General features: G+C 72.2%; 21 protein-coding genes. 8 read left to right on the top strand and 13 right to left on the bottom strand.

Annotated elements, in window-relative coordinates; genetic code table 11:
* Nucleotides 1–29 precede the first annotated feature (29 nt).
* Nucleotides 30–1,460, top strand: coding sequence for a pyruvate kinase (gene pyk / locus E0L36_RS12225; RefSeq protein WP_180929046.1), 1,431 nt, complete (start codon nucleotides 30–32; stop codon nucleotides 1,458–1,460).
* A 151-nt stretch (nucleotides 1,461–1,611) separates the two neighbouring features.
* Here the strand turns inward: pyk and E0L36_RS12220 are convergent, their stop codons facing one another.
* From E0L36_RS12220 to E0L36_RS12205, 4 genes are all read right to left on the bottom strand, one after another.
* Nucleotides 1,612–3,000, bottom strand: a complete 1,389-nt coding sequence (locus tag E0L36_RS12220; RefSeq protein WP_180929045.1) for a hypothetical protein — start codon at nucleotides 2,998–3,000, stop codon at nucleotides 1,612–1,614.
* Nucleotides 2,990–3,655 (bottom strand): DUF6114 domain-containing protein, encoded by a 666-nt coding sequence (locus E0L36_RS12215; RefSeq protein ID WP_180929044.1) that lies wholly within the window; start codon nucleotides 3,653–3,655, stop codon nucleotides 2,990–2,992. The genes E0L36_RS12220 and E0L36_RS12215 overlap by 11 nt, the downstream gene beginning before the upstream one ends.
* Nucleotides 3,656–3,781: 126 nt before the next feature.
* Entirely contained in the window at nucleotides 3,782–4,399 is a 618-nt protein-coding gene (locus E0L36_RS12210) for a DUF6230 family protein (RefSeq protein WP_180929043.1), read from the bottom strand.
* 576 nt (nucleotides 4,400–4,975) lie between these two features.
* A complete protein-coding gene (locus E0L36_RS12205; protein ID WP_180929042.1) occupies nucleotides 4,976–5,926 on the bottom strand; it encodes a tetratricopeptide repeat protein in 951 nt (316 codons plus the stop codon).
* A gap of 244 nt (nucleotides 5,927–6,170) precedes the next feature.
* Here E0L36_RS12205 and E0L36_RS12200 point away from each other — a divergent pair, with 244 nt between their 5' ends.
* Complete coding sequence (locus tag E0L36_RS12200) at nucleotides 6,171–6,794, top strand: TetR/AcrR family transcriptional regulator (protein ID WP_180929041.1); 624 nt, start codon at nucleotides 6,171–6,173, stop codon at nucleotides 6,792–6,794.
* A gap of 55 nt (nucleotides 6,795–6,849) precedes the next feature.
* On the opposite strand, the gene E0L36_RS12195 is transcribed toward E0L36_RS12200, so the two are convergent.
* The 5 genes from E0L36_RS12195 to E0L36_RS12175 all read right to left on the bottom strand — a co-directional run bounded on the left by E0L36_RS12195 (nucleotide 6,850) and on the right by E0L36_RS12175 (nucleotide 10,509).
* Nucleotides 6,850–8,550: a methylmalonyl-CoA mutase gene (locus E0L36_RS12195; protein ID WP_180929040.1), complete on the bottom strand. Its 1,701-nt coding sequence runs from the start codon at nucleotides 8,548–8,550 to the stop codon at nucleotides 6,850–6,852.
* A gap of 237 nt (nucleotides 8,551–8,787) precedes the next feature.
* On the bottom strand, nucleotides 8,788–9,126 hold the full coding sequence (locus E0L36_RS12190; protein ID WP_180929039.1) for a DUF3817 domain-containing protein: 339 nt from the start codon (nucleotides 9,124–9,126) through the stop codon (nucleotides 8,788–8,790).
* A 116-nt stretch (nucleotides 9,127–9,242) separates the two neighbouring features.
* Nucleotides 9,243–9,749, bottom strand: coding sequence for a MarR family winged helix-turn-helix transcriptional regulator (locus E0L36_RS12185; protein ID WP_180929038.1), 507 nt, complete (start codon nucleotides 9,747–9,749; stop codon nucleotides 9,243–9,245).
* Between the two features lie 86 nt (nucleotides 9,750–9,835).
* Complete coding sequence (locus E0L36_RS12180) at nucleotides 9,836–10,129, bottom strand: MTH1187 family thiamine-binding protein (RefSeq protein ID WP_180929037.1); 294 nt, start codon at nucleotides 10,127–10,129, stop codon at nucleotides 9,836–9,838.
* Nucleotides 10,126–10,509 (bottom strand): DUF3817 domain-containing protein, encoded by a 384-nt coding sequence (locus tag E0L36_RS12175; RefSeq protein ID WP_374705529.1) that lies wholly within the window; start codon nucleotides 10,507–10,509, stop codon nucleotides 10,126–10,128. The genes E0L36_RS12180 and E0L36_RS12175 overlap by 4 nt, the downstream gene beginning before the upstream one ends.
* 95 nt (nucleotides 10,510–10,604) lie before the next feature.
* Between E0L36_RS12175 and E0L36_RS12170 the strand changes: the two genes are divergently transcribed.
* The 4 genes from E0L36_RS12170 (at nucleotide 10,605) to E0L36_RS12155 (ending at nucleotide 13,309) form a co-directional block, all read left to right on the top strand.
* The gene (locus tag E0L36_RS12170; RefSeq protein WP_180929036.1) at nucleotides 10,605–11,252 is read left to right on the top strand and encodes an AIM24 family protein; all 648 of its coding nucleotides are present in this window, start codon (nucleotides 10,605–10,607) and stop codon (nucleotides 11,250–11,252) included.
* Nucleotides 11,252–11,935 carry an AIM24 family protein gene (locus tag E0L36_RS12165; protein ID WP_180929035.1) on the top strand — a complete coding sequence of 228 codons (684 nt, stop codon included), beginning with the start codon at nucleotides 11,252–11,254 and terminating at the stop codon, nucleotides 11,933–11,935. The genes E0L36_RS12170 and E0L36_RS12165 overlap by 1 nt, the downstream gene beginning before the upstream one ends.
* Nucleotides 11,932–12,705, top strand: a complete 774-nt coding sequence (locus tag E0L36_RS12160; protein ID WP_180929034.1) for an AIM24 family protein — start codon at nucleotides 11,932–11,934, stop codon at nucleotides 12,703–12,705. The genes E0L36_RS12165 and E0L36_RS12160 overlap by 4 nt, the downstream gene beginning before the upstream one ends.
* 127 nt (nucleotides 12,706–12,832) lie before the next feature.
* On the top strand, nucleotides 12,833–13,309 hold the full coding sequence (locus tag E0L36_RS12155) for a MarR family winged helix-turn-helix transcriptional regulator (RefSeq protein ID WP_180929033.1): 477 nt from the start codon (nucleotides 12,833–12,835) through the stop codon (nucleotides 13,307–13,309).
* Here the strand turns inward: E0L36_RS12155 and E0L36_RS12150 are convergent.
* Nucleotides 13,306–14,802, bottom strand: a complete 1,497-nt coding sequence (locus tag E0L36_RS12150) for a sensor histidine kinase (RefSeq protein ID WP_374705543.1) — start codon at nucleotides 14,800–14,802, stop codon at nucleotides 13,306–13,308. The genes E0L36_RS12155 and E0L36_RS12150 overlap by 4 nt on opposite strands.
* 145 nt (nucleotides 14,803–14,947) lie before the next feature.
* On the bottom strand, nucleotides 14,948–15,613 hold the full coding sequence (locus E0L36_RS12145) for a response regulator transcription factor (protein ID WP_180929031.1): 666 nt from the start codon (nucleotides 15,611–15,613) through the stop codon (nucleotides 14,948–14,950).
* A gap of 123 nt (nucleotides 15,614–15,736) precedes the next feature.
* Between E0L36_RS12145 and E0L36_RS12140 the strand changes: the two genes are divergently transcribed.
* On the top strand, nucleotides 15,737–16,534 hold the full coding sequence (locus tag E0L36_RS12140; protein WP_180929030.1) for a PepSY domain-containing protein: 798 nt from the start codon (nucleotides 15,737–15,739) through the stop codon (nucleotides 16,532–16,534).
* A gap of 254 nt (nucleotides 16,535–16,788) precedes the next feature.
* On the opposite strand, the gene meaB is transcribed toward E0L36_RS12140, so the two are convergent.
* The gene (gene meaB / locus E0L36_RS12135; RefSeq protein ID WP_180929029.1) at nucleotides 16,789–17,775 is read right to left on the bottom strand and encodes a methylmalonyl Co-A mutase-associated GTPase MeaB; all 987 of its coding nucleotides are present in this window, start codon (nucleotides 17,773–17,775) and stop codon (nucleotides 16,789–16,791) included.
* A 176-nt stretch (nucleotides 17,776–17,951) separates the two neighbouring features.
* Entirely contained in the window at nucleotides 17,952–19,121 is a 1,170-nt protein-coding gene (locus E0L36_RS12130) for an acetyl-CoA C-acetyltransferase (RefSeq protein WP_180929958.1), read from the bottom strand.
* 183 nt (nucleotides 19,122–19,304) lie between these two features.
* Between E0L36_RS12130 and mce the strand changes: the two genes are divergently transcribed.
* A complete protein-coding gene (gene mce / locus E0L36_RS12125) occupies nucleotides 19,305–19,745 on the top strand; it encodes a methylmalonyl-CoA epimerase (protein WP_180929028.1) in 441 nt (146 codons plus the stop codon).
* Nucleotides 19,746–20,117: the final 372 nt, after the last annotated feature.

Raw genomic sequence — 20,117 nt, 5'->3', positions numbered from 1 at the left:
ATTCGTAAACAAACCGATAGGATCGCACCATGCGCCGTTCCAAAATCGTCTGCACCCTGGGCCCGGCCACCGACACGCTCGAACAGCTCACCACGCTGATCGACGTCGGCATGAACGTGGCCCGGTTCAACATGAGCCACGGGACCCACTCGGACCACGAGGAGCGGTACCACCGCCTCCGTCAGGCCGCCGAGGCCACGGGCCGGGCGGTCGGGGTCCTCGCTGACCTCCAGGGCCCCAAGATCCGGCTGGAGACCTTCGCCGACGGCCCCGTCGAGCTGGTCCGGGGCGAGGAGTTCACCATCACCACCGAGGAGGTGGCGGGCGACCGCTCCCTCTGCGGCACCACCTACAAGGGGCTCCCCGGGGACGTCGCCAAGGGCGACCCGATCCTCATCAACGACGGCAACGTCGCCCTCCAGGTGACCGAGGTGGCGGGCCCTCGGGTGCACACCATCGTCATCGAGGGCGGGGTGATCTCCGACCACAAGGGCATCAACCTGCCCGGCGCCGCCGTCAACGTCCCCGCGCTGTCCGAGAAGGACATCGAGGACCTGCGGTTCGCGCTCCGCCTCGGCTGCGACATGGTCGCCCTCTCCTTCGTGCGCGACGCCTCCGACGTACGGGACGTGCACCGGGTGATGGACGAGGTCGGACGGCGCGTCCCGGTGATCGCGAAGGTGGAGAAGCCGCAGGCGGTCGCCAACATGCAGGACGTCGTCATGGCCTTCGACGGGGTGATGGTGGCCCGCGGTGACCTGGCCGTCGAGTACCCGCTGGAGCGGGTGCCGATGGTGCAGAAGCGGCTGGTCGACCTGTGCCGCCGGAACGCGAAGCCGGTCATCGTCGCCACCCAGATGATGGAGTCGATGATCACCAACTCCCGCCCCACGCGCGCCGAGGCGAGCGACGTCGCCAACGCGATCCTGGACGGCGCGGACGCGGTGATGCTGTCCGCCGAGTCCTCGGTGGGCCAGTACCCGGTCGAGACGGTCACGACGATGTCCCGGATCGTGGAGGCGGCCGAGACGGAGCTGCTGGGCCGGGGCCTCCAGCCGCTGGTGCCCGGCAAGAAGCCGCGTACGCAGGGCGGTTCGGTGGCGCGCGCGGCCTGCGAGATGGCGGACTTCCTGGACGCCAAGGCGCTGGTGGCGTTCACCAAGTCGGGGGACACCGCGCGGCGGCTCTCCCGCTACCGCACGAGCCAGCCCATCCTCGCGTTCAGCGAGGACCCCGCGACCCGCAACCAGCTGACCCTCAGCTGGGGCGTGGAGACCTACGTGGTGCCGCACGTCGACCACACCGACGAGATGGTCGACCTGGTGGACGCGGAGTTGCTGAAGCTCCAGCGCTACGACCAGGGCGACACCATGATCATCACGGCCGGTTCGCCGCCCGGCGTCCCCGGAACCACCAACATGGTGCGGGTGCACGCGCTGGGCAACGCCCAGGGCGGCTGAGCCACACCCCGCTGACGCGACGCCAGCGCCACGCGCACGGGCCCGCCCCCGATCGGGGGCGGGCCCGTGGCGCGCCGGGCGGTGCCGACCCGGTCGCCGACGACGACTCAGGTACCGGTGGCCAGGTGCCGGTCACTCAGCTGCCGGTGGCTCAGTTTCCGGTGGTGACCTGCTGGTTCAGCCCGGGGATGGTGAGGTTCCCACCGAACTGGCCCGCCTGCGTGACCTTCACCTTGGTGAAGAACACCTCGGCGATGTTCAGCGGCGGCGGGTTCTCCGGGTTGAAGGTGACCGGGATCAGCCCGAAGAGGTTGCCCTTCAGCTCCTCGGTGTACATCACGGTGCCGCCACGCACGGTGGAGGTGCTGCCCTGGGCGGCCCGGGCGTGGTGCTCGACCCCACCCGGCGCTGGCACGGTCTGGTGCAGGTCGACGATGTCGAGGCTGTCCGCCGTGTACTTGAGGACCTGCTTGGTCTTCCCGTTCGCCATCGTGACGTTGACGACGCCCTTGTAGTCCAGCTTGTGCAGGGTGAGCGAGGTGGCCTCCAGGTACCAGGGGGAGTTGGGCAGGGTGGCCGGGGTGTCCTCGTCCTCGCCCGGGTCCTTCTTCTCCTCGACGCACGGGAACGGCTTCTTGCCGTCCTCGTCCGGCTCGGCCGCCGCGTCATCGGTGCCCTTCTCGCCCTTCCCGTCCTTCTCCCCGGCGTCCTTGGCCGCGTCCTTGGCGTCCTTCGTCGCGTCGGAGAGCTTCTCCCGGGCCTTCTCGGCGCGTTCCTTCGCCTTGTCGACGGTCTCGCGGGCCTTGTCGCCCGCCGCGTCACCGTCGGAGGAGCCCGAGGAGTCAGAGGAGCCGGAGCTGTCCTGTTCGCGCTCCCGCTCGGCGGCCTCGCGCCGTTCGCGCTCCTCCGCCTCCTTCTTCTCCTTCGGGGTGAAGATGTCGCGGAGCTTGTCGCCGAGGCCCAGCGGGTCGAGGGGGTTCTTCGGTTCGGTGTCCTCGCCCGAGCCGCCGGAGTCCGCGGAGTCGCCGTCGTCGGGCGCCTCCTCGCCGGAGCCGCCGGAGTCCCCGGAGCCGCCGTCCGAACCGCCGGAGCCGGACCCGCCGCCGGAGCCCTCACCGGACTCCTCGCGCTCCTTCTCGGCCTTCTCCCGGGCGGCCTTCTCCTTGGCGGCGCGCTCCTTCTCCCGCTTCTCCCGGGCCTCCCGCTCCTTCTCCCGCTTCTCCTTCGCCTTCTCCTTCGCGTCCTTCTGGTCCTGCTCGTCCTCGTCCGCCTCCTTGTCCGGCGCGGACACGCACGGCCCCTCCTTGAAGGGGTTCTTGGGCAGCGGCTTGGCGTTCGCCAGCTGGGGCGTGAGGCCCATGCCCATGAGGACCGCCGAGGGCATCGCGGCGAGGGCTATCGCCTTGCCAGCCGGCACGTGCAGCCGGGTCAGCAGCGGCTTCCGCGGAGCCGCGTGCCGCGGTCCGCTCTTCGCGCGGGGGGTGTCGGCGGCGGGCTCGCGCTCCGCGCCCGGCTCCTCGTGCGCCTCGTCACCCGGCACGATGCCTCCCGTTCCCGTGGTTCGGGGCTCCGCTGGGCGAAGCCGCTCCAAAGAGTGCTGGGTCCTCCCGGGAACCGGTCCCGGGATCGTTGGCGCCCTTCGCCGCGTCCGCGTCGTCCTGGGCCGCGTCCTCGCCGGCGGTGTCGTCGGCGGCGGCTCCGGCGGCCGAACCGCCCTTCTCCTCGGCGTCGTTGGCGGACCTCCGCGCGCCGGACCCGCCGTCGGGGGAACCGGCCTCCCCGGGGCCGCGGGCCGCGGGCCGGCCGGGCGCCCAGGCGATGCCCAGCGCACCACCGATTAGCCCGGGCAGGAAGCCCAGCAGGAAGGCCCCCACGTTCGAGACGACGAGGGAGACCAGGGCCAGCAGGATCGCCGCGACACCGGCGAACACCCGGGAGGTGGGCTGGAACCACATGGTCAGCCCGAGCACGACCAGCAGGACCCCGATGATCAGCGAGCCCGCGCCCGCGGTCGTCGACATCCGGATGGTCAGCGAGCCCAGGGTGAGGTTCTGGTAAGGGATGTACATGATGGGGATGCCCGCGAACAGCGTCAGCATCCCGCCCCAGAACGGGCGCTGTCCGCGCCACTCCCGGAACGAACTGCGCTTCTGGCTGATCGTTTCCTTCAGCCGTGGTCGCGTGTCGGCGCTCATGTCGTACAGCTCCTCGGGACTGGCACACATCTTGCGGGTGGAGCTGACCGTACGGGCGGAGGAGGAGGCCGAGGGGCCCCGCGCTCCGCGCGTTCACCCCGCGCCCGTACGGTCGGGATCAGGAGCTCAGTAGCACTCCTGCTTGCCCTTCTTGACGGCCATGTGCAGACCGCTCAACTTGAAGGTGCCCGCCGTGGTCGCCCAGGCGCGCTGCTCGACGTCGGTGAACCGCACGGACTCCGCCTGCTGCGAGAAGGAGTCCTTGAGGTACTTGTCGCCCTTCGACGGACCGGGGCCCTTGGTGGTCTTGTCCACCGAGACACCGATGTCGATGTTGTTGAAGCTGGCGTTGGCGCTCAGGTCATCGGCGTCGATGTAGAGCTTCTTCGCCTCGACCTTCGGGCCGCCCTTGGCGCCCGCCGTCAGCTTCATCGTGACGTCGCCGAAGACCGGCACCGGCACGACGACGGACTGGCAGAGATTCTCGATCTTCGCCGAGTTCATGCCCACGACGGCGACGGGCTTGTCGCCGTCCTTCGTGCTGTCCACGGCGCCGTACTGGACGAAGCCCGTGCCGTCCAACTGGTCGGCGGTGACTTTGAACTGCTGGCCGGAGACGCTGAACGACGCCGCCAGTGCGCCCTGTGAGAGGGCGACGCCTATCGCGGCCGTAGCGGCAACGCTCGGCACCATGACGACAGCGAAGCGCTTCCATCTGGTCCCGCCACGAGCCAGGGACTCCATGACTTTCCTCCTTCTCGGACGTACATCTCCGGCCTGGAGAACCGCACTTGGGGCCGCTCCCTGCCTGGGATGGGAGAAGTGCTACGTCCTCGGGAAGGGGAACGCCGTCTTCGGAAGGCACTGACGCCACGTCCGAGCTGTCGGCGAACACCCCCGAGCGACAACCACCGGCCACGCTCTCGCGCGACCCTGTTCACGCGGGCAGGCCCCGCCACACGGCGAGTACCCCCCTGCCCCGCTCGGTGGGGACCCCAAGGCCGCTGGGCGCCGAATGGTTGCCGGGCTGCGGGCAAGGGACCGAGCTTGGCCGATCGTGGTCCATCCGCAGGATTCGCACAAGGGGTTCGTTACTTACGAGTAACAGCCAGATAACCGGCGTCTGAAGGTCGTGTGGCGCGCCGCCACAGAGGGTCGCCGGACTCCCCGTCGGCATAACCGCCCCATCCGGACACCGAAGGGCGAAGCGACGGGCGTCACTTACTGCGAGTAACAGCGGCCACGATTGCCAATTTTTGGCAAAAGCGCAGCCGCTGTTGTCGCTAAATCAATCAGTGTCCCCGGGGGTTCCGCGGCGGCTCAGAACAGCACCCGCGCCAGCGCCCCGCGCGCGCTCACCACCCGCGGATCCTCCCCGCCGATCACCTCGAACAGCTCCAGCAGCCGCACCCGGACCGACTCCCGCTCCTCGCCGGTGGTCCGCCGCACGGTCTCCACCAGCCGCCCGAAGGCGTCCTCCACGTGGCCACCCGCCATGTCGAGGTCGGCCGCGCGCAGTTGGGCCTCCGTGTCGTCCGGCCGCTCGGCCGCGTCCGTCCGCACCCGCTGGGCGTCCAGGTCCCGCACCCGGCCCAGCAGTTCGGACATCGCCAGACCGACCTTGGCCTCCTCGTTGCCCGGCTCCCCCTGGAGGACCTCGCGGTACGCGCGCACTGCGGCGTCCAAGTCGCCGGAGTCCAGCGCCTCCTGGGCCGCCGCCAGCACAGGGTGCTCCGGCTCCTCGGGCCCGGCCTCCTCGGCGTCCTCGCCCTCCCCCTCCGGCAGGCCCTGGATACCGGTGATCCCGAAGCGCTCCTCGGCGACCTGCACCAGCTGGTCGAAGGTCTGACGAATCTGCTGTTCGGCGGCGACGCCCTGGAACAGCGGCAGCGGCTGACCGGCCACCACGGCGAAGACCGCGGGGATGCCCTGGACGCCGAACTGCTGCATCAGCATCTGGTTCCGGTCCACGTCGATCTTGGCCAGGAGCACGCGGCCCGCGTACTCCCGCGTCAGACGCTCAAGAACCGGCGAGAGCTGCTTGCACGGCTCGCACCACTCCGCCCAGAAATCGATGACGACCGGCACCTCGGCGGAGCGCTGGAGGACCTCCGCCTCGAAACCCGCCTCGTCGACATCGATCACCAGGCCGGCCGGGGCGGCGGATCCGCCCCCGGCGCGCGCCTGCTCCGCCTTCTGCTTGGCCTCGCCCGCGGCCTTCACCGCGGCGAGGTCGACTACTCCGCTCATGGACATGTTGCGTGGCTGCATGAGACCAGTCTCCCCCCTTCACGCGGTGCTCGTGCGCGGTGCGGTCGTCCGCGCCGGGTCCCCACCCGGCGTGTGGTTGTCGCGGCGGTGCACCGGGGGACCGAACCTCCCGGTGCACCGGTGATTCCGCTACACCCCGTAGCGTAACTCGGCCCTCCCCCGGCCCCGCAAGCCTCCCCGGCACCGGACGCGGTGATCCGTCACACAGGTACCGCCCGACCGACCGGGGGGTATGGTCGGCGGCATGTCCGCTGCCGCACCCCGCCGCGCCGGTCGTCCTCGCAGCGCACAGGCGGATCACGCGATTCTCGACGCGACCCGCTCCGCCCTCGTCGACCTGGGCTGGAGCAAGCTGACGATGAGCGACGTGGCCCAGCGGGCGGGGGTCGCCAGAACCACCCTCTACCGACGCTGGACGAGCAAGAGCGAACTCGTCGTCGACGCCGTCGCCGTGCTCTTCGACGAACTCGCCCTGCCCGACCGGGACAGCCTGCGGGCCGACGCCGAGGGGCTGGTGCTCGCCTTCGCGTCCCTGCTGGAGCGGCCCGAGGCGAAGACGGCTTTGATGGCCGTGATCGCCGAGTCCACCCGCGACGAGGCGCTCCGCCACCGCATCCGGGAGACCATCGTCGACCGGCAGAAGCGGCTCGTGCAGGTCGGGCGGGAGCGGGCGCGGCGGCGCGGCGAACTGCCGCCCGACCCCGGGGAGTCCGGGGCCTCCGCCCACATAGACGACCTGGTCTTCGACGTGGTGGCCGGGGCCGTGGTGCACCGCTCGCTGGTGAGCGGGGAGGTGGTGGACCCGGAGTGGGTCCGCCGCTTCACCACCCTGCTGCTCGGGGGCCTCGGCGCCGTCAGCGAGGGCTGAACGAACGGACCGGGAACCCGGGAGCGGGCGGGCGCCGCCCCCGGCCCCGTGCCGCTCAGAAGCCGGGCGGCTCGGTGTAGACGCCCCACTCGGCACGCAGGGTGTCGCAGATCTCCCCGAGCGTGGCCTCGGCGCGCACCGCCTCCAGCATCGGCTCGATCATGTTGTCCTCGCCACGCGCCGCGACGGCCAGCGCCTCCAGCGTCCGCTGGACGGCGCCCTCCTCCCGCGCCGCCTTCCGCCCGCCCAGGACACGCACCTGCTCGCGCTCCACCTCGTGGCTGACGCGGAGGATCTCCAGGTCGCCGGTGACCGAACCGGTGTGGCAGTTGACGCCGACGACCTTCTTCTCGTCCTTCTCCAGCGCCCGCTGGTAGCGGAAGGCGGACTCGGCGATCTCGCCGGTGAACCAGCCGTCCTCGATCCCGCGCAGGATGCCGGAGGTGATCGGGCCGACGGGGTGGTTGCCATCCGGCACCGCCCGCCGCCCGCGCTCCGCGATCTGCTCGAAGATCTTCTCCGCGTCCGCCTCGATACGGTCGGTCAACTGCTCGACGTACCAGGAACCGCCCAGCGGGTCGGCGACGTTGGTGACTCCGGTCTCCTCCATCAGCACCTGCTGGGTGCGGAGCGCGATCTCCGCGGCCTGCTCGCTGGGCAGCGCCAGCGTCTCGTCCAGCGCGTTGGTGTGCAGCGAGTTGGTGCCGCCGAGCACCGCCGCCAGCGCCTCAACCGCCGTGCGGACCACGTTGTTGTACGGCTGCTGGGCGGTGAGCGAGACCCCGGCGGTCTGGGTGTGGAAGCGCAGCCACTGCGCCTTCTCGCTCTTCGCGCCGTACACGTCGCGCATCCAGCGGGCCCAGATCCGCCGCGCGGCACGGAACTTGGCGATCTCCTCGAAGAAGTCGACGTGCGCGTCGAAGAAGAAGGAGAGGCCCGGCGCGAAGGTGTCGACCTCAAGTCCCCGGCTGAGACCCAGCTCGACGTAGCCGAAGCCGTCGGCCAGCGTGTAGGCCAGCTCCTGCGCCGCGGTGGAGCCCGCCTCGCGGATGTGGTAGCCGGAGACGGACAGCGGCTTGTAGGCCGGGATCCCGTGCGCGCAGTGCGCCATCAGATCCCCTATCAGCCGCAGGTGGGGCTCCGGGGGGAAGAGCCACTCCTTCTGCGCGATGTACTCCTTGAAGATGTCCGTCTGGAGCGTGCCGTTCAGCACCGCGGGGTCGACGCCCTGCCGCTCGGCGGCGACCAGGTACATGCAGAAGACCGGGACGGCCGGGCCGGAGATGGTCATCGAGGTGGTGACGGAGCCGAGCGGGATGTCCCGGAAGAGGACCTCCATGTCGGCGGCGGAGTCGATCGCGACGCCGCAGTGGCCGACCTCACCGAGCGAGCGCGGGTCGTCGGAGTCCCGCCCCATCAGCGTCGGCATGTCGAAGGCGACCGAGAGTCCGCCGCCCCCGGCCTCCAGGATCATCTTGTACCGCTCGTTGGTCTGCTCGGCGTTGCCGAACCCGGCGAACTGCCGGATGGTCCAGGTCCGTCCGCGGTAGCCGGTCGGGTAGAGGCCCCGGGTGAAGGGGTACTCGCCCGGCCATCCGATCCGCTCGAACCCGGCGTAGCTGTCGCCCTCGCGCGGGCCGTACACCGGCTCCACCGGGTCGCCGCTGAGCGTGCTGAAATCCGCGTCCCGGACCCGCGCCGCGTCGAACCGCGCCTGCCACCGGTCGCGTCCCCTGCTGATCGCCTCGGCATCCATGTGTGCGTTCCACCCTCTCCACCGCCCCCGGCGCTGACGGCGAGGGACACTTACTAGGACGTCCTAGTAAGTGTCGACGCCCGGCCACCCGAAGGCAAGCCTCGGCCGGAGTGGGACCCCGGCGAGCCCCGGTCCGGTGTTCCCGTCCCCGCCCGCCGCGCGGACGGGAACGGCCGGGACCTCCCGGGGCACCGGACACGCCGGGCCGGACGCGGCACGGGCGGACGGGACGCGGGCTCAGCTGGTGGCGCTGGCGGGTCGCGGGGCGCCGTCGGTGATCAGCGGGCGCGTCTCCCGCACGATGGTCCGCTCCACGAAGAAGGCGGCGGTCGGGATGGTGCCGGAGAGCAGCACCCACAGCAGCTTCCCGAACGACCAGCGGGCCTTCTGCCCGAGGTCGAACGCGAAGACCAGGTAGATGATGTAGAGCACTCCGTGCGCCTGGGACACCAGGAAGGTGAGGTCCTCGCCGGTGTCGAAGCCGTACTTGAAGATCATGCAGGTGCTCAGCACCAGCAGCATCACGGCGGTGACGTAGGCCATCACGCGGTAGCGGGTCAGCACGCTCTTTTTCATGGACCCGAGCGTAACCGGGCATTCCGGAGGCTTCCGCGCCGCCCCGATACGGGACGGGGCGGGCGACGGGCCGGGAGCGGGAAGACGCCGGGCTACCGCCGCGCGGGCGGCGCCGGTCAGTCCGCGAAGTCGCCCGCTGCCACCCGCAGCGGGCGGAGCATCGCGAAGATCTCGCGGCACTGGTCCTCGTCGTAGGCGCCCATGCCGAAGTCCATCGCCATCAGCTCGCGGGTCGCGGCCTCACAGATCTCGCGGCCGCGCGGGGTGATCGAGGCGAGGGTGCCGCGCCCGTCGTCCGGGTTGGGGCGCTTGGCGACCAGCCCGGCGTTCTTCAGCCGGTCGATGGTGTTGGTGACGGAGGTCGGATGCACCATCAGCCGCTCCCCTATCTTCGACATGGGAAGCTCCCCGGCCTGCGAGAAGGTCAGCAGCACCAGGGCCTCGTACCGGGCGAAGGTCAGCCCGTACGGCTTGACGACGGCGTCCACCTCGGCCAGCAGGATCTGCTGCGCCCGCATGATCGACGTGATCGCGGCCATGGACGGCGCCGCTCCCCAGCGCTGCCGCCAGTGCTCGTCGGCGCGGGTGATCGGATCGAACGACAGACTCAGCGGTTTCGGCACGGTCGCGACCCTACCGGCCACCGCCCCGGCCGATCCGGCTGTCTCAGCACTCGGGCCGGGGGATGGCGCGGTTCCGACGGGGCGGCTCAGTCCGCGAGATGACGCTCGACCGTCTCGACCTTGGCGGTCAGGCCGTCGGTCACACCGGGGCGGATGTCGGCCTTCAGCACCAGCGAGACGCGGGGCGCCCGCTGTTCGACGGCGGCCACCGCCCGCCGCACCACCGCCATGCACTCGTCCCACTCGCCCTCCAGCGAGGTGAACATGGCGTCGGTGCGATGCGGCAGCCCGGACTCGCGCACCACGCGCACGGCGTCGGCGACGTACTCCCCCACGTCCTCGCCGACGCCGAGCGGGGTGACGGAGAAGGCGACGATCACGAGGCGGTGGCCTCTCCGCCCCGCTCCTCCCGGCGGGCGCGGGCGGCGATCACGCCGGCCTCCTCCTCGCGGCGCAGCAGCCGGTCGGCGTAGAAGCCGCCGAACGGCACCACCGACAGCACGAAGTAGAGCGCGACGCGGGGCAGCGGCCACTTGACGCGGTTCCAGGCGTCCGCCAGGAACAGCACGTACAGCACGAAGAGCAGGCCGTGGACGGCGCCCATCACCGGCACGGCGTTGAAGTCGGTCGTCCGCTTCAGTACGGAGCAGACGAGCAGCAGCAGGAAGGAGACTGCCTCGGGCACCGACGTGAGCCGGAGGCGGCGCAGGGCGGAGAGCGACTTGGGCGGCAGGCCGCTCGCGGTATCCAGTATGGCCACGGCTGGTCCTCAGATCATTTTGTGAAGGGATGCACAAGCTCTCTCATTGTGGCAGCCCTGCCGTGGATCACGGTGGCCAGGGTAGGTTCGCGGACGTGGCTGAGTTCCGGGTTCAGGGCACCAAGGTCCTCGCCGTCTCCCTCGGGGGCGCCGGTGAGGAGACGGTCAGGGCGAAGAACGGCTCCATGGTCGCCTACGAGGGTGAGATGGCGTTCAAGAAGCTGACCGGGGGCGGTGAGGGGGTCCGCGGGATGGTGACGCGGCGGCTCACCGGCGAACAGCTGACGATGATGGAGGTGCGGGGGCGCGGCGTCTGCTACTTCGCCGACCGGGCGAGCGACGTCAACCTCGTGCGGCTGTCCGGCGAGAAGCTGCACGTGGAGGCGAGCGCGCTGCTCTGCGCCGAGTCGGGGTTGCGGACCGGCACCACCTTCACCGGGCTGCGGGGCGCCGCGCAGGGCAACGGCCTGTTCACCACCGTGCTGGAGGGCGCCGGACAGGCGGCGCTGATGTCGCACGGCCCGGCGGTGCTGCTGCGGGTGGACCGCTCCACACCCCTCCAGGTGGACCCCGGCGCCTACCTGGCGCACCAGGGCGACCTGCGCCAGCAGCTCCAGTCCGGGGTGAACTTCCGGGCGCTCCTGGGGGAGAGTTCCGGGGAGTCGTTCCAGATCCGCTTCGAGGGCGAGGGGCTGGTCTACGTGCAGCCGAGTGAGCGGAACACCGTCGGAGGGGAGCTGTAGTGCCGTTCCGGGAGGTCAGCTCGAAGCTGGTGGAGGCCACGGTGCTGCCCGGGCAGCGGGTCTTCAGCCAGCGCGGCGCGATGATCGCCTACCGCGGGGCGGTCACCTTCACGCCCACCACGCGCGGCGCGCAGAGCGGGGTGATGTCGATGATCGGGCGCCGGGTCGCGGGCGAGGCGGCCCCGCTGATGACGGTCGAGCCCGCGCCGGGCGCCACCGCCCCGCCCGGATCCCCCTGCGGCACGGTCCTGTTCGGGCACGGCGGCCACCACGTCGAGGTGATCGAGCTGTCCGGGGACACCCTGTGTGTGGAGGCGGACCGGCTGCTCGCCTTCGACGGCTCGCTGGAGCAGGGCACCCTCTTCCTCGGCAAGGACGGCGGGGTGCGGGGGATGCTGCGCGGCCAGGTCTCCGGCCAGGGCCTGTTCACCACCACGCTGAAGGGCAGCGGTTCGGCCGCGGTGCTGGCGCACGGCGGGGCGCTGCGGCTGCCGATCACGCCGGACCGGCCGGTGCACGTCGACCCGCAGGCGTACGTGGCGCACCACGGCGAGGTGCGCAGCAGGCTGTCCACGGCGCTGGGCTGGCGGGACATGGTGGGGCGGGGTTCGGGAGAGGCGTTCCAGCTGGAGCTGTCGGGCAGCGGCGCCGTGTTCGTCCAGGCGAGCGAGGAGAAGCTGTGAGCGCACCGGTACCGCTGGACTTCCGCACGCTGCCGTCCAACGACAACGTCAACCCCTACGCCTTCAGCGTGGAACTGAACGGGCGGTGGTTCCTCCAGAAGGGCAAGATGGTCGCCTACTACGGGCAGATCGACTTCCAGTCCATCGGCCACGGCCCGCTGGACCGCCTGATCGCCTCCAGCTTCCACTCCCCGCTGCACGCCTCGGACTGGGTGGTCGCCGAGGGGCACGGCAAGATGCTGCTGGCCGACCGGGCCTTCGACGTCAACTCCTACGACCTCGACGACGGCAACCTCACGATCCGTTCGGGCAACCTGCTGGCCTTCGAACCCTCGCTGTCGCTGAAGCAGTCGATCATTCCGGGCTTCGTCACCCTGATCGGTGACGGCACCTTCGTCGCCGCGTCCAACGGGGAGGTGCACCTCGTCGAACCGCCGATCCGGGTCGATCCGCAGGCGCTGGTCGGCTGGTCGGACTGCCCCTCGCCGTGCCACCACTACGACCACCAGTACCTGACCGGGGTGCTCGGCGGTCTGCGCTCCCTCACCGGGATCGGCGGGGCCTCCGGCGAGGAGCACCAGTTCGACTTCGTCGGCTCGGGGACGGTGCTCATCCAGTCCACGGAGACGCTGCTGGCCGAGCGGGACACCGGTGGGGTGCCGGGCCAGCCCGGGGTTCCCGGCGGCGCCCCGGGCACCCCGCCGGACGACCGTGGCGGCCGCCAGGCGCCAGGTCAACTCGGCGCGTTGCAACGCCGGTTCGGGCGCTGACCGCTGAACTGCCCCCGGGGAACGCGGGCGTGGCGATCCCCGTACAGCGCTCGCCCCCGCCTCCGTCTCGCGGCGGCCACCACGCCACGTAAGCACATATGTACGACTCTCGGTAAGGTCACACGGTATGGACACAGAGAACGGCAGCCGCTGGCTCGACGACGAGGAGCAGCGGACGTGGCGGACCTATCTGGAGACCAGCCGCCTGCTGATGTACCAGCTGGAGCGGGACCTCCAGCCGTTCGGCCTGACCATGAACGACTACGAGATCCTGGTGAACCTGTCCGAGGCCGCCGAGCGGCGGATGCGGATGAGTGACCTGGCGTCCGCCACCCTCCAGTCCAAGAGCCGCCTCTCGCACCAGATCACCCGCATGGAGCGGAAGGACCTGGTGCGGCGGGAGAACTGCGAGTCGGACCGGCGCGGGCTCTACGCGGTGCTGACGGAACACGGCTGGGAGACGATGCGCTCGGTGGCACCGCACCACGTGGACTCGGTGCGGCGGCACTTCGTCGGCCGGATCGCCCCCGCCGAACTGGCCCGGCTGCGCGGCGCCCTGGAGCCGATCGCGGACACCCTGCGCGGACAGCGCCGCCGCCTCTAGGCCCGCGCTCCCCCGCCGGTGTCCGTCTCGCGCCCGGCCAGCGGGAGCCGCGCCACGAACCGCGCGCCCCCGCTGGCGGCGGCCGCGGCCGTCAGCGTGCCGCCGTGCCGCTCGACCACGTCCCGGGCGATGGCCAGGCCGAGTCCGGCGCCGCCCTCGTCACGGCTGCGCGCGTCGTCCAGCCGGACGAAGCGCTCGAAGATCCGCTCCCGTTCGGCCTCCGGCACCCCGGCGCCGTCGTCCTCCACCTCCAGCGCCAGCCACCCCTCCCCGTCCGGCCGCACCGCCACGTCGACGCGGCTGGCGGCGTGCCGCTGCGCGTTGTCCACCAGGTTGCCCAGCACCCGCGTCAACTGCCCCTGGGAGCCCAGGACCTCGCCCTCGGCCAGCTCGCCGGCGCGGACCGGGAGGCGGTCCCCGACGCGCTGCGCCAGCTCCTCCCCGGTGAGCGCCGCGAGGGACACCCGGGCGTGCGCCGGGCGCTCCCCGGCGTCCAGCCGGGCCAGCAGCAGCAGGTCGGCGGCGAGCGCCTGGAGGCGCACGGTGTCCGCCACCGCGCCGTCCACGTCCAGCAGTTCGGGGTGGGCCGCCGCGACCTCCAGCTGGGTGCGGAGCGAGGCGATGGGGCTGCGCAGCTCGTGCGAGGCGTCTGCGACGAAGCGGCGCTGCCGGTCGACGGAGCCCTCCAGCGCGGCCAGCGTCTCGTTGGTGGTGGTGGCCAGCCGCCCGATCTCGTCCCCGGAGCCGGGTTCGGGCACCCGGCGGGACAGGTCGGTGCTCGCGGTGATGGCCGCCATCTCGGCGCGGATCCCCTCCACCGGCCGCAGCGCCCGCCGGGTGACCAGCCAGGTGACGCCCGCGACGACGAGCAGCAGCACCGGCAGCCCCAGCAGCATGGCGCGGCTGGTGGCGGCGACCGCGTCCTCCTGGTCGCGGAGCGAGGCTCCGGCGTAGACGGTGACCGGCACCCCGTCCCGGGTGACGCTCTGCACCGCGACCAGGCTGAAGTCCTGTTCGCCCACGCGCTCGCCGGGCTTGTGGGTCACCTCTCCGTCGTCGTCCACGGGCAGGCTGACGGTGGTCTCCTCGCTGTCCCGGTCGACCTCGACGGGCTCGCGCCGCTGCGGGTACCCGAGCGCGCGGGGCGCCGCGGGAGCGTCCACGGCGGCGGCCGGACGCGCGGCGGCGCGGTCCTCCCGGTCCCGGTCGTCCCGGTCGTCGGGGTCGTCCCGGTCGTCGGGGTCGCCGGACCCGCCGTCGTACGAGTCGTCCCGCGAGTCGTCGTACGGGGAGTCGTCGTCCTGGTCGTCGTCCCGGTCGTCGTCCGGTTCGGGGGCGCGGTTGACGTCGGAGAGCGGGGGGCGTCCGCGCAGGGTGTCGCTGGCGGCCCGCACCCGGCCGGTGCCGTCCACGATCTGCACCGGCTCGTCCCCGTCCAGCCCGTCGGCCTCGGCGACCTCCGCCACGGGCAGGTCGGTGACCCCGGCGGCCACCTCGCGGGCCGACGTCTCCGCGGTCAGCCGCGCGTTCCCGGAGAGCCCGTCCCGCAGGGCCTGCACGACCAGGACGCCCGCCACCACCAGCGCGACCGCGACCACCGCGGTGGCCCCGGCCGCCGCCCGGGTGCGGACCGAGGCCCTACGCATCGGCGTCCACCAGCCGGTATCCGGCGCCCCGGACGGTGGCGATCCAGCCGGTGCCCAGCTTGCGGCGCAGCGCGCTCACGTAGACCTCGACGATGTTGACGTCCCCCTCGTACGCGAAGTCCCAGACGTGCTCCAGGATCTCCGTCTTGGAGACGACCTCGCCCGGCCGGGTCGCCAGGTACTCCAGCACCGCGAACTCCTTCGCGGTCAGCTCCACCGCCTCGCCGCCGACCTCGGCGCGGCGCCGTCCGGGGTCCACGCTGAGCGCGCCGAGCCGCAGCACCGTGCGGGCGCCCCTGGTCCGGCGGCGCAGCAGGGCCCGCACCCGGGCGAGCAGCACCACGTAGGAGAAGGGCTTGGTCAGATAGTCGTCGGCGCCGGTGTCCAGCCCCTCGGCCTCGTCGTACTCCCCGTCCTTGGCCGTCAGCATCAGCACCGGGGTCTCGTCCCCGGCGGCGCGCAACGCGCCGCACACCCGGTAGCCGTTCATGCCGGGCAGCATGATGTCGAGCACGATCAGGTCGTACGCGCCCTCGGTCGCCCGGTGCAGGCCGTCGACGCCGTCATGGGCGACGTCGACGGCGAAGCCCTCGGCGGTCAGGCCCTTGGCCAGGGACAGGGCGAGTCGGCGCTCGTCCTCCACGATCAGCACGCGCATACGGTCAGCCTGTCAGACGGTTCCTGAAGCCCCCTTCAGGCTCCTTCAGCTTCCCTTCAGCATCCGCGGTCCAGGGTGGTGACCATCGAACGACAGCCCCCGAGCACCCGGAGAGCGGACACCATGAAGCGGAAGATCGTCATCGCGACCGTCGCAGCAGGAGCCCTGATCGCGGGCGGCACGGCCACGGCCGTGGCCGCCGTGGGGTCGGACGGCGGAGGCTCCGGGAGCAGCGCCCCGGTCGTCACCGAGGACGGCAAGGACGACGACCGGGACGATGACCGGGACGACCGGGATGACCGGGACGACGACCGGGACGACCGCGACGGGGACGACCGGGATGACCGCGATGACCGGGATGACGCGTCCGCCGCGCGCGGGAAGGGCGTGATCAGCGCCGGGGAGGCCGCCAGCGCCGCGCTGGAGAAGGTGCCCGGCCACGTCACCGAACTCGACCTCGACGACGACGGCGGCGACGGGGACGGCGGCCGGAACGGCCTCGTCTGGGAGGCCGACGTGCTGAGCACGAAGGGCACCTGGTACGAGATCACGCTGGACGCCAGGAGCGGCAAGGTCCTCGCCGAGAAGCGGGACGACGACGGCGACGACGACGTGCGCCCGAGCACCGTTCGCGGCCTCGCGATCAGCGCCTCCCAGGCGGCCGAGCGCGCGGCCTCCGGCGGCGCGGTGGTCACCTCCGTCGACCTGGACACCGACGACGGCGCGCTGACCTGGGAGGTGGAGACGGCCGGGAAGGACGGCGCCGAGCGCGAACTGACCGTCGACGCCCGCTCCGGCCAGGTCCAGCAGGACACCGACCGCGACGACGACCAGGACGACGATGACCGGGACGACCGGGACGACGACGCGGACGACCGCGACGACGACCGGGACGATCAGGACGACGACCGGGACGACTGAGCGGACCGCTCCGGGCACGGTCGTGCGTGCCCGGAGCGGCCTTCCCCCGGAGGTGCGCGTCCCCGCACACCTCCGGCGGCGCGGGCCGGGCCTCCCGGTGCCCGGCCCGCGCCCCACATCCGGCGGCACCCGCCCGCCCCCGCGCCCCATCGCCCAACGGCGGTGGGGCGTACGTCTGTTGACGACGGGCGCAGCCCGGTCCCGCCCGGCCCGGCCGACGGCGGGCAGCGAGGACGGGTCCGCTCAGCGCCGCGTCAGCCGGCCGTCCCGGGGAGGCCGGTGTGGACCTCGGTGACGCCCTCGACCAGTTCGTCGGCGGCCGCGTAGGGGTCGAGCGTGCCCGCGGTCACCCGCGCCGCGAGCGCGTCGAGCCGCTGTCCGCCGTGGAGTTCCCCGATGCGCTCGCGCAGCGCGGTCACCGCGATCGTCTCGATCTCGCGGGCGGCCCGCCGGGTACGGCGTTCGGCGAGCGCCCCGCGCTCCGCCATCCAGCCGTGGTGCTTCTCCAGCGCCTCCACGACCTCGTCCAGCCCCTCCCCGCGCGCGGCGACGGTCTTCACGATCGGCGGCCGCCAGTCGCCGGGGGCGCGCGCCTCCCCCAGCCCGAGCATGTGGTTCAGCTCCCGCACGGTGGCGTCCGCGCCGTCCCGGTCGGCCTTGTTGACGACGTACACGTCACCGATCTCCAGGATTCCCGCCTTGGCGGCCTGGATGCCGTCGCCCATACCGGGGGCCAGCAGCACCACGCTGGTGTCGGCCTGCCCGGCGATGTCCACCTCGGACTGCCCCACGCCGACCGTCTCCACCAGGACGACGTCACACCCCGCCGCGTCCAGCACCCGGATCGCCTGCGGCGCGGCCCAGGCCAGCCCGCCGAGGTGCCCCCGGGTCGCCATCGAGCGGATGTAGACGCCCGGGTCGGAGGCGTGCTCACCCATCCGGACCCGGTCGCCGAGGAGCGCCCCGCCGGAGAACGGCGAGGACGGGTCGACGGCGAGCACGCCGACCCGGCGCCCCGCCCGCCGGTAGGCGCTGACCAGCGCCGAGGTCGAGGTGGACTTGCCCACCCCGGGCGAGCCGGTCAGGCCCACCACGTAGGCGTTCCCGCAGCGGGGCGCCAGCGCCGCCATCACCTCGCGCAGCTGCGGTGAGGCCCCCTCCACCAGGGAGATCAGCCGGGCGACGGCCCGGGGCCGCCCCTCGGCCGCCTGCTCGACGAGGGCTGCGATGTCCACGGGCATCTCCGCTCGGCTCCTCTGATCACGTCGGATATCCACTGCTCACACTCGGCCCGGGCCCGGGTCACCGGACCTCACCACGCCACCGGCGCCACCGCCTGACGCGCCACCGCCTGACGCCCACACGACGCCACGACCCCCCGGCGCGCGGGATCCGTTCCACGGGCCCGCGATCCGTCCTACGGGACCCGGACGATGAGCGCGTCGCCCTGCCCGCCACCGCCGCAGAGCGCCGCGGCACCGACACCGCCGCCACGCCGCCGCAGCTCCAGCGCGAGGTGCAGCACGATACGGGCACCGGACATGCCGATCGGGTGCCCCAGCGCGATCGCGCCGCCGTTGACGTTCACCTTTTCAGGGTCGGCGCCCAGGTCCTTCGTTGACTGCGCGGCGACCGCCGCGAACGCCTCGTTGATCTCGATCAGGTCGAGGTCCCCGACGCTCAGCCCCTGCTTCTTCAGCGCGTGCTGGATCGCGTTGGAGGGCTGCGACTGGAGCGAGTTGTCCGGGCCGGCGACGTTGCCGTGCGCGCCGATCTCCGCGATCCACTCCACACCCAGCTCCTCGGCCTTCGCACGGCTCATCACCACGACCGCCGCGGCGCCGTCCGAGATCTGCGAGGCGGAGCCCGCCGTGATGCTGCCGTCCTTCGCGAAGGCCGGGCGCAGCTTCGCCAGCGTCTCCGTGGTGGTGTCGGCCCGGATCCCCTCGTCCTCCGCGAACACCACCGGGTCGCCCTTGCGCCGCGGGATCTCCACCGGAGTGATCTCGGCCTCGAAGAGACCGGCCCGCTGGGCCGCCGCCGCCCGCTGGTGCGAACGCGCCGCGATCTCGTCCTGCTCCGCGCGCCCGAGGCCCAGCCGGGTGTTGTGCCGCTCGGTCGACTCGCCCATCGCGACGTTCTCGAAGGCGTCCGTCAGACCGTCGTGCGCCATGCAGTCCAGCATCTCGACGGCGCCGTACTTGTACCCGGCGCGGGACTTGGGCAGCAGGTGCGGCGCGTTGGTCATCGACTCCTGACCACCGGCCACCACGATGTCGAACTCACCGGCCCGCACGAGCTGGTCGGCGAGCGCGATGGCGTCCAGACCGGACAGGCAGACCTTGTTCACCGTGAGCGCCGGCACGCTCAGGGGAATCCCCGCCTTCACCGCCGCCTGCCGCGCGGGGATCTGCCCCGCGCCGGCCTGGAGCACCTGGCCCATGATCACGTACTCGACCTGGTCACCACCGACGCCCGCCCGCTCCAGGGCCGCCTTGATGGCGAATCCGCCCAGGTCCGCGCCGGAGAAGGGGGCCAGCGAGCCGAGCAGTCTGCCCATCGGCGTACGGGCGCCGGCGACGATCACCGAGGAGGCCGCGGGGGCCGCGGAGCTGGAGCTGCTGGACGTGCCCGTCATGGAGGATCCTTCCCACCGGAGGTTAACGAGGGTTATCGCCAATGTACTGAGCGGCGGAGGCGAGGGTCACTGCCCGGCCGGTGTGACCGTGCGCACGTTGCGTAACCGCGGCCCGAACGGTGGGATACCTCCATGCTGACGCGCATCGACCACATCGGGATCGCCTGCTTCGACCTCGACAAGACCGTCGAGTTCTACTCCGCCACCTACGGTTTCGAGGTGTTCCACACCGAGATCAACGAGGAACAGGGCGTCCGGGAAGCCATGCTCCGGATCAACGGCACGGACGACGGCGGCTCCTCCTACCTCCAGCTGCTGGAGCCGGTCCGCGAGGACTCCACCGTCGCCAAGTGGCTGGCCAAGAACGGCGAGGGCGTGCACCACATCGCCTTCGGCACCGCGGACGTCGACACCGACTCGGAAGCCATCCGGGACAAGGGCGTCCGCGTCCTCTACGAACAGCCACGGCGCGGCTCCATGGACTCCCGCATCACCTTCCTCCACCCGAAGGACTGCCACGGCGTCCTCACCGAGCTGGTCACCGCCGCCGCCCCGGACAGCGCCGGGCACTGACCACCGCGGCCAGTAGCCCAGCAGCCCCCTAACGCCGTCACGCCGTCACGCCGACCCCACAACCCGCAATCCCGGAGGGTCCGAGAGCCCCGGGGGCCACCGAGCCCCCGGAGACCGACGGACCCACGGGCAGGACGGACACGACGGGTAGGGGACCCACGGGCCAACACGGAGGACCCGCCCACGGGCCCCGGCGCCGCCGAGGCCCCGGACCACGGACACCAGGAGGGGCCCCCGCCCCCTCCGCTACCCGTCCGCCTTCCCACCTCCCCCGCCCTCCCCGTCCTCGGACGCTCCGACGGGCCCTCCAGCCCGGCCAGTTGAGCGGGTCCAGTGGGTCGAGCGACCGGGGAAGACCTCCCGATGTGTCAG

The organism is Streptomyces sp. AJS327 (assembly GCF_013450295.1).
Classification (GTDB): Bacteria; Actinomycetota; Actinomycetes; order Streptomycetales; family Streptomycetaceae; genus Streptomyces.
The sequence above is the reverse complement of the archived record's forward strand: the minus strand, read 5'-3'. Positions and strand labels throughout refer to the sequence as shown.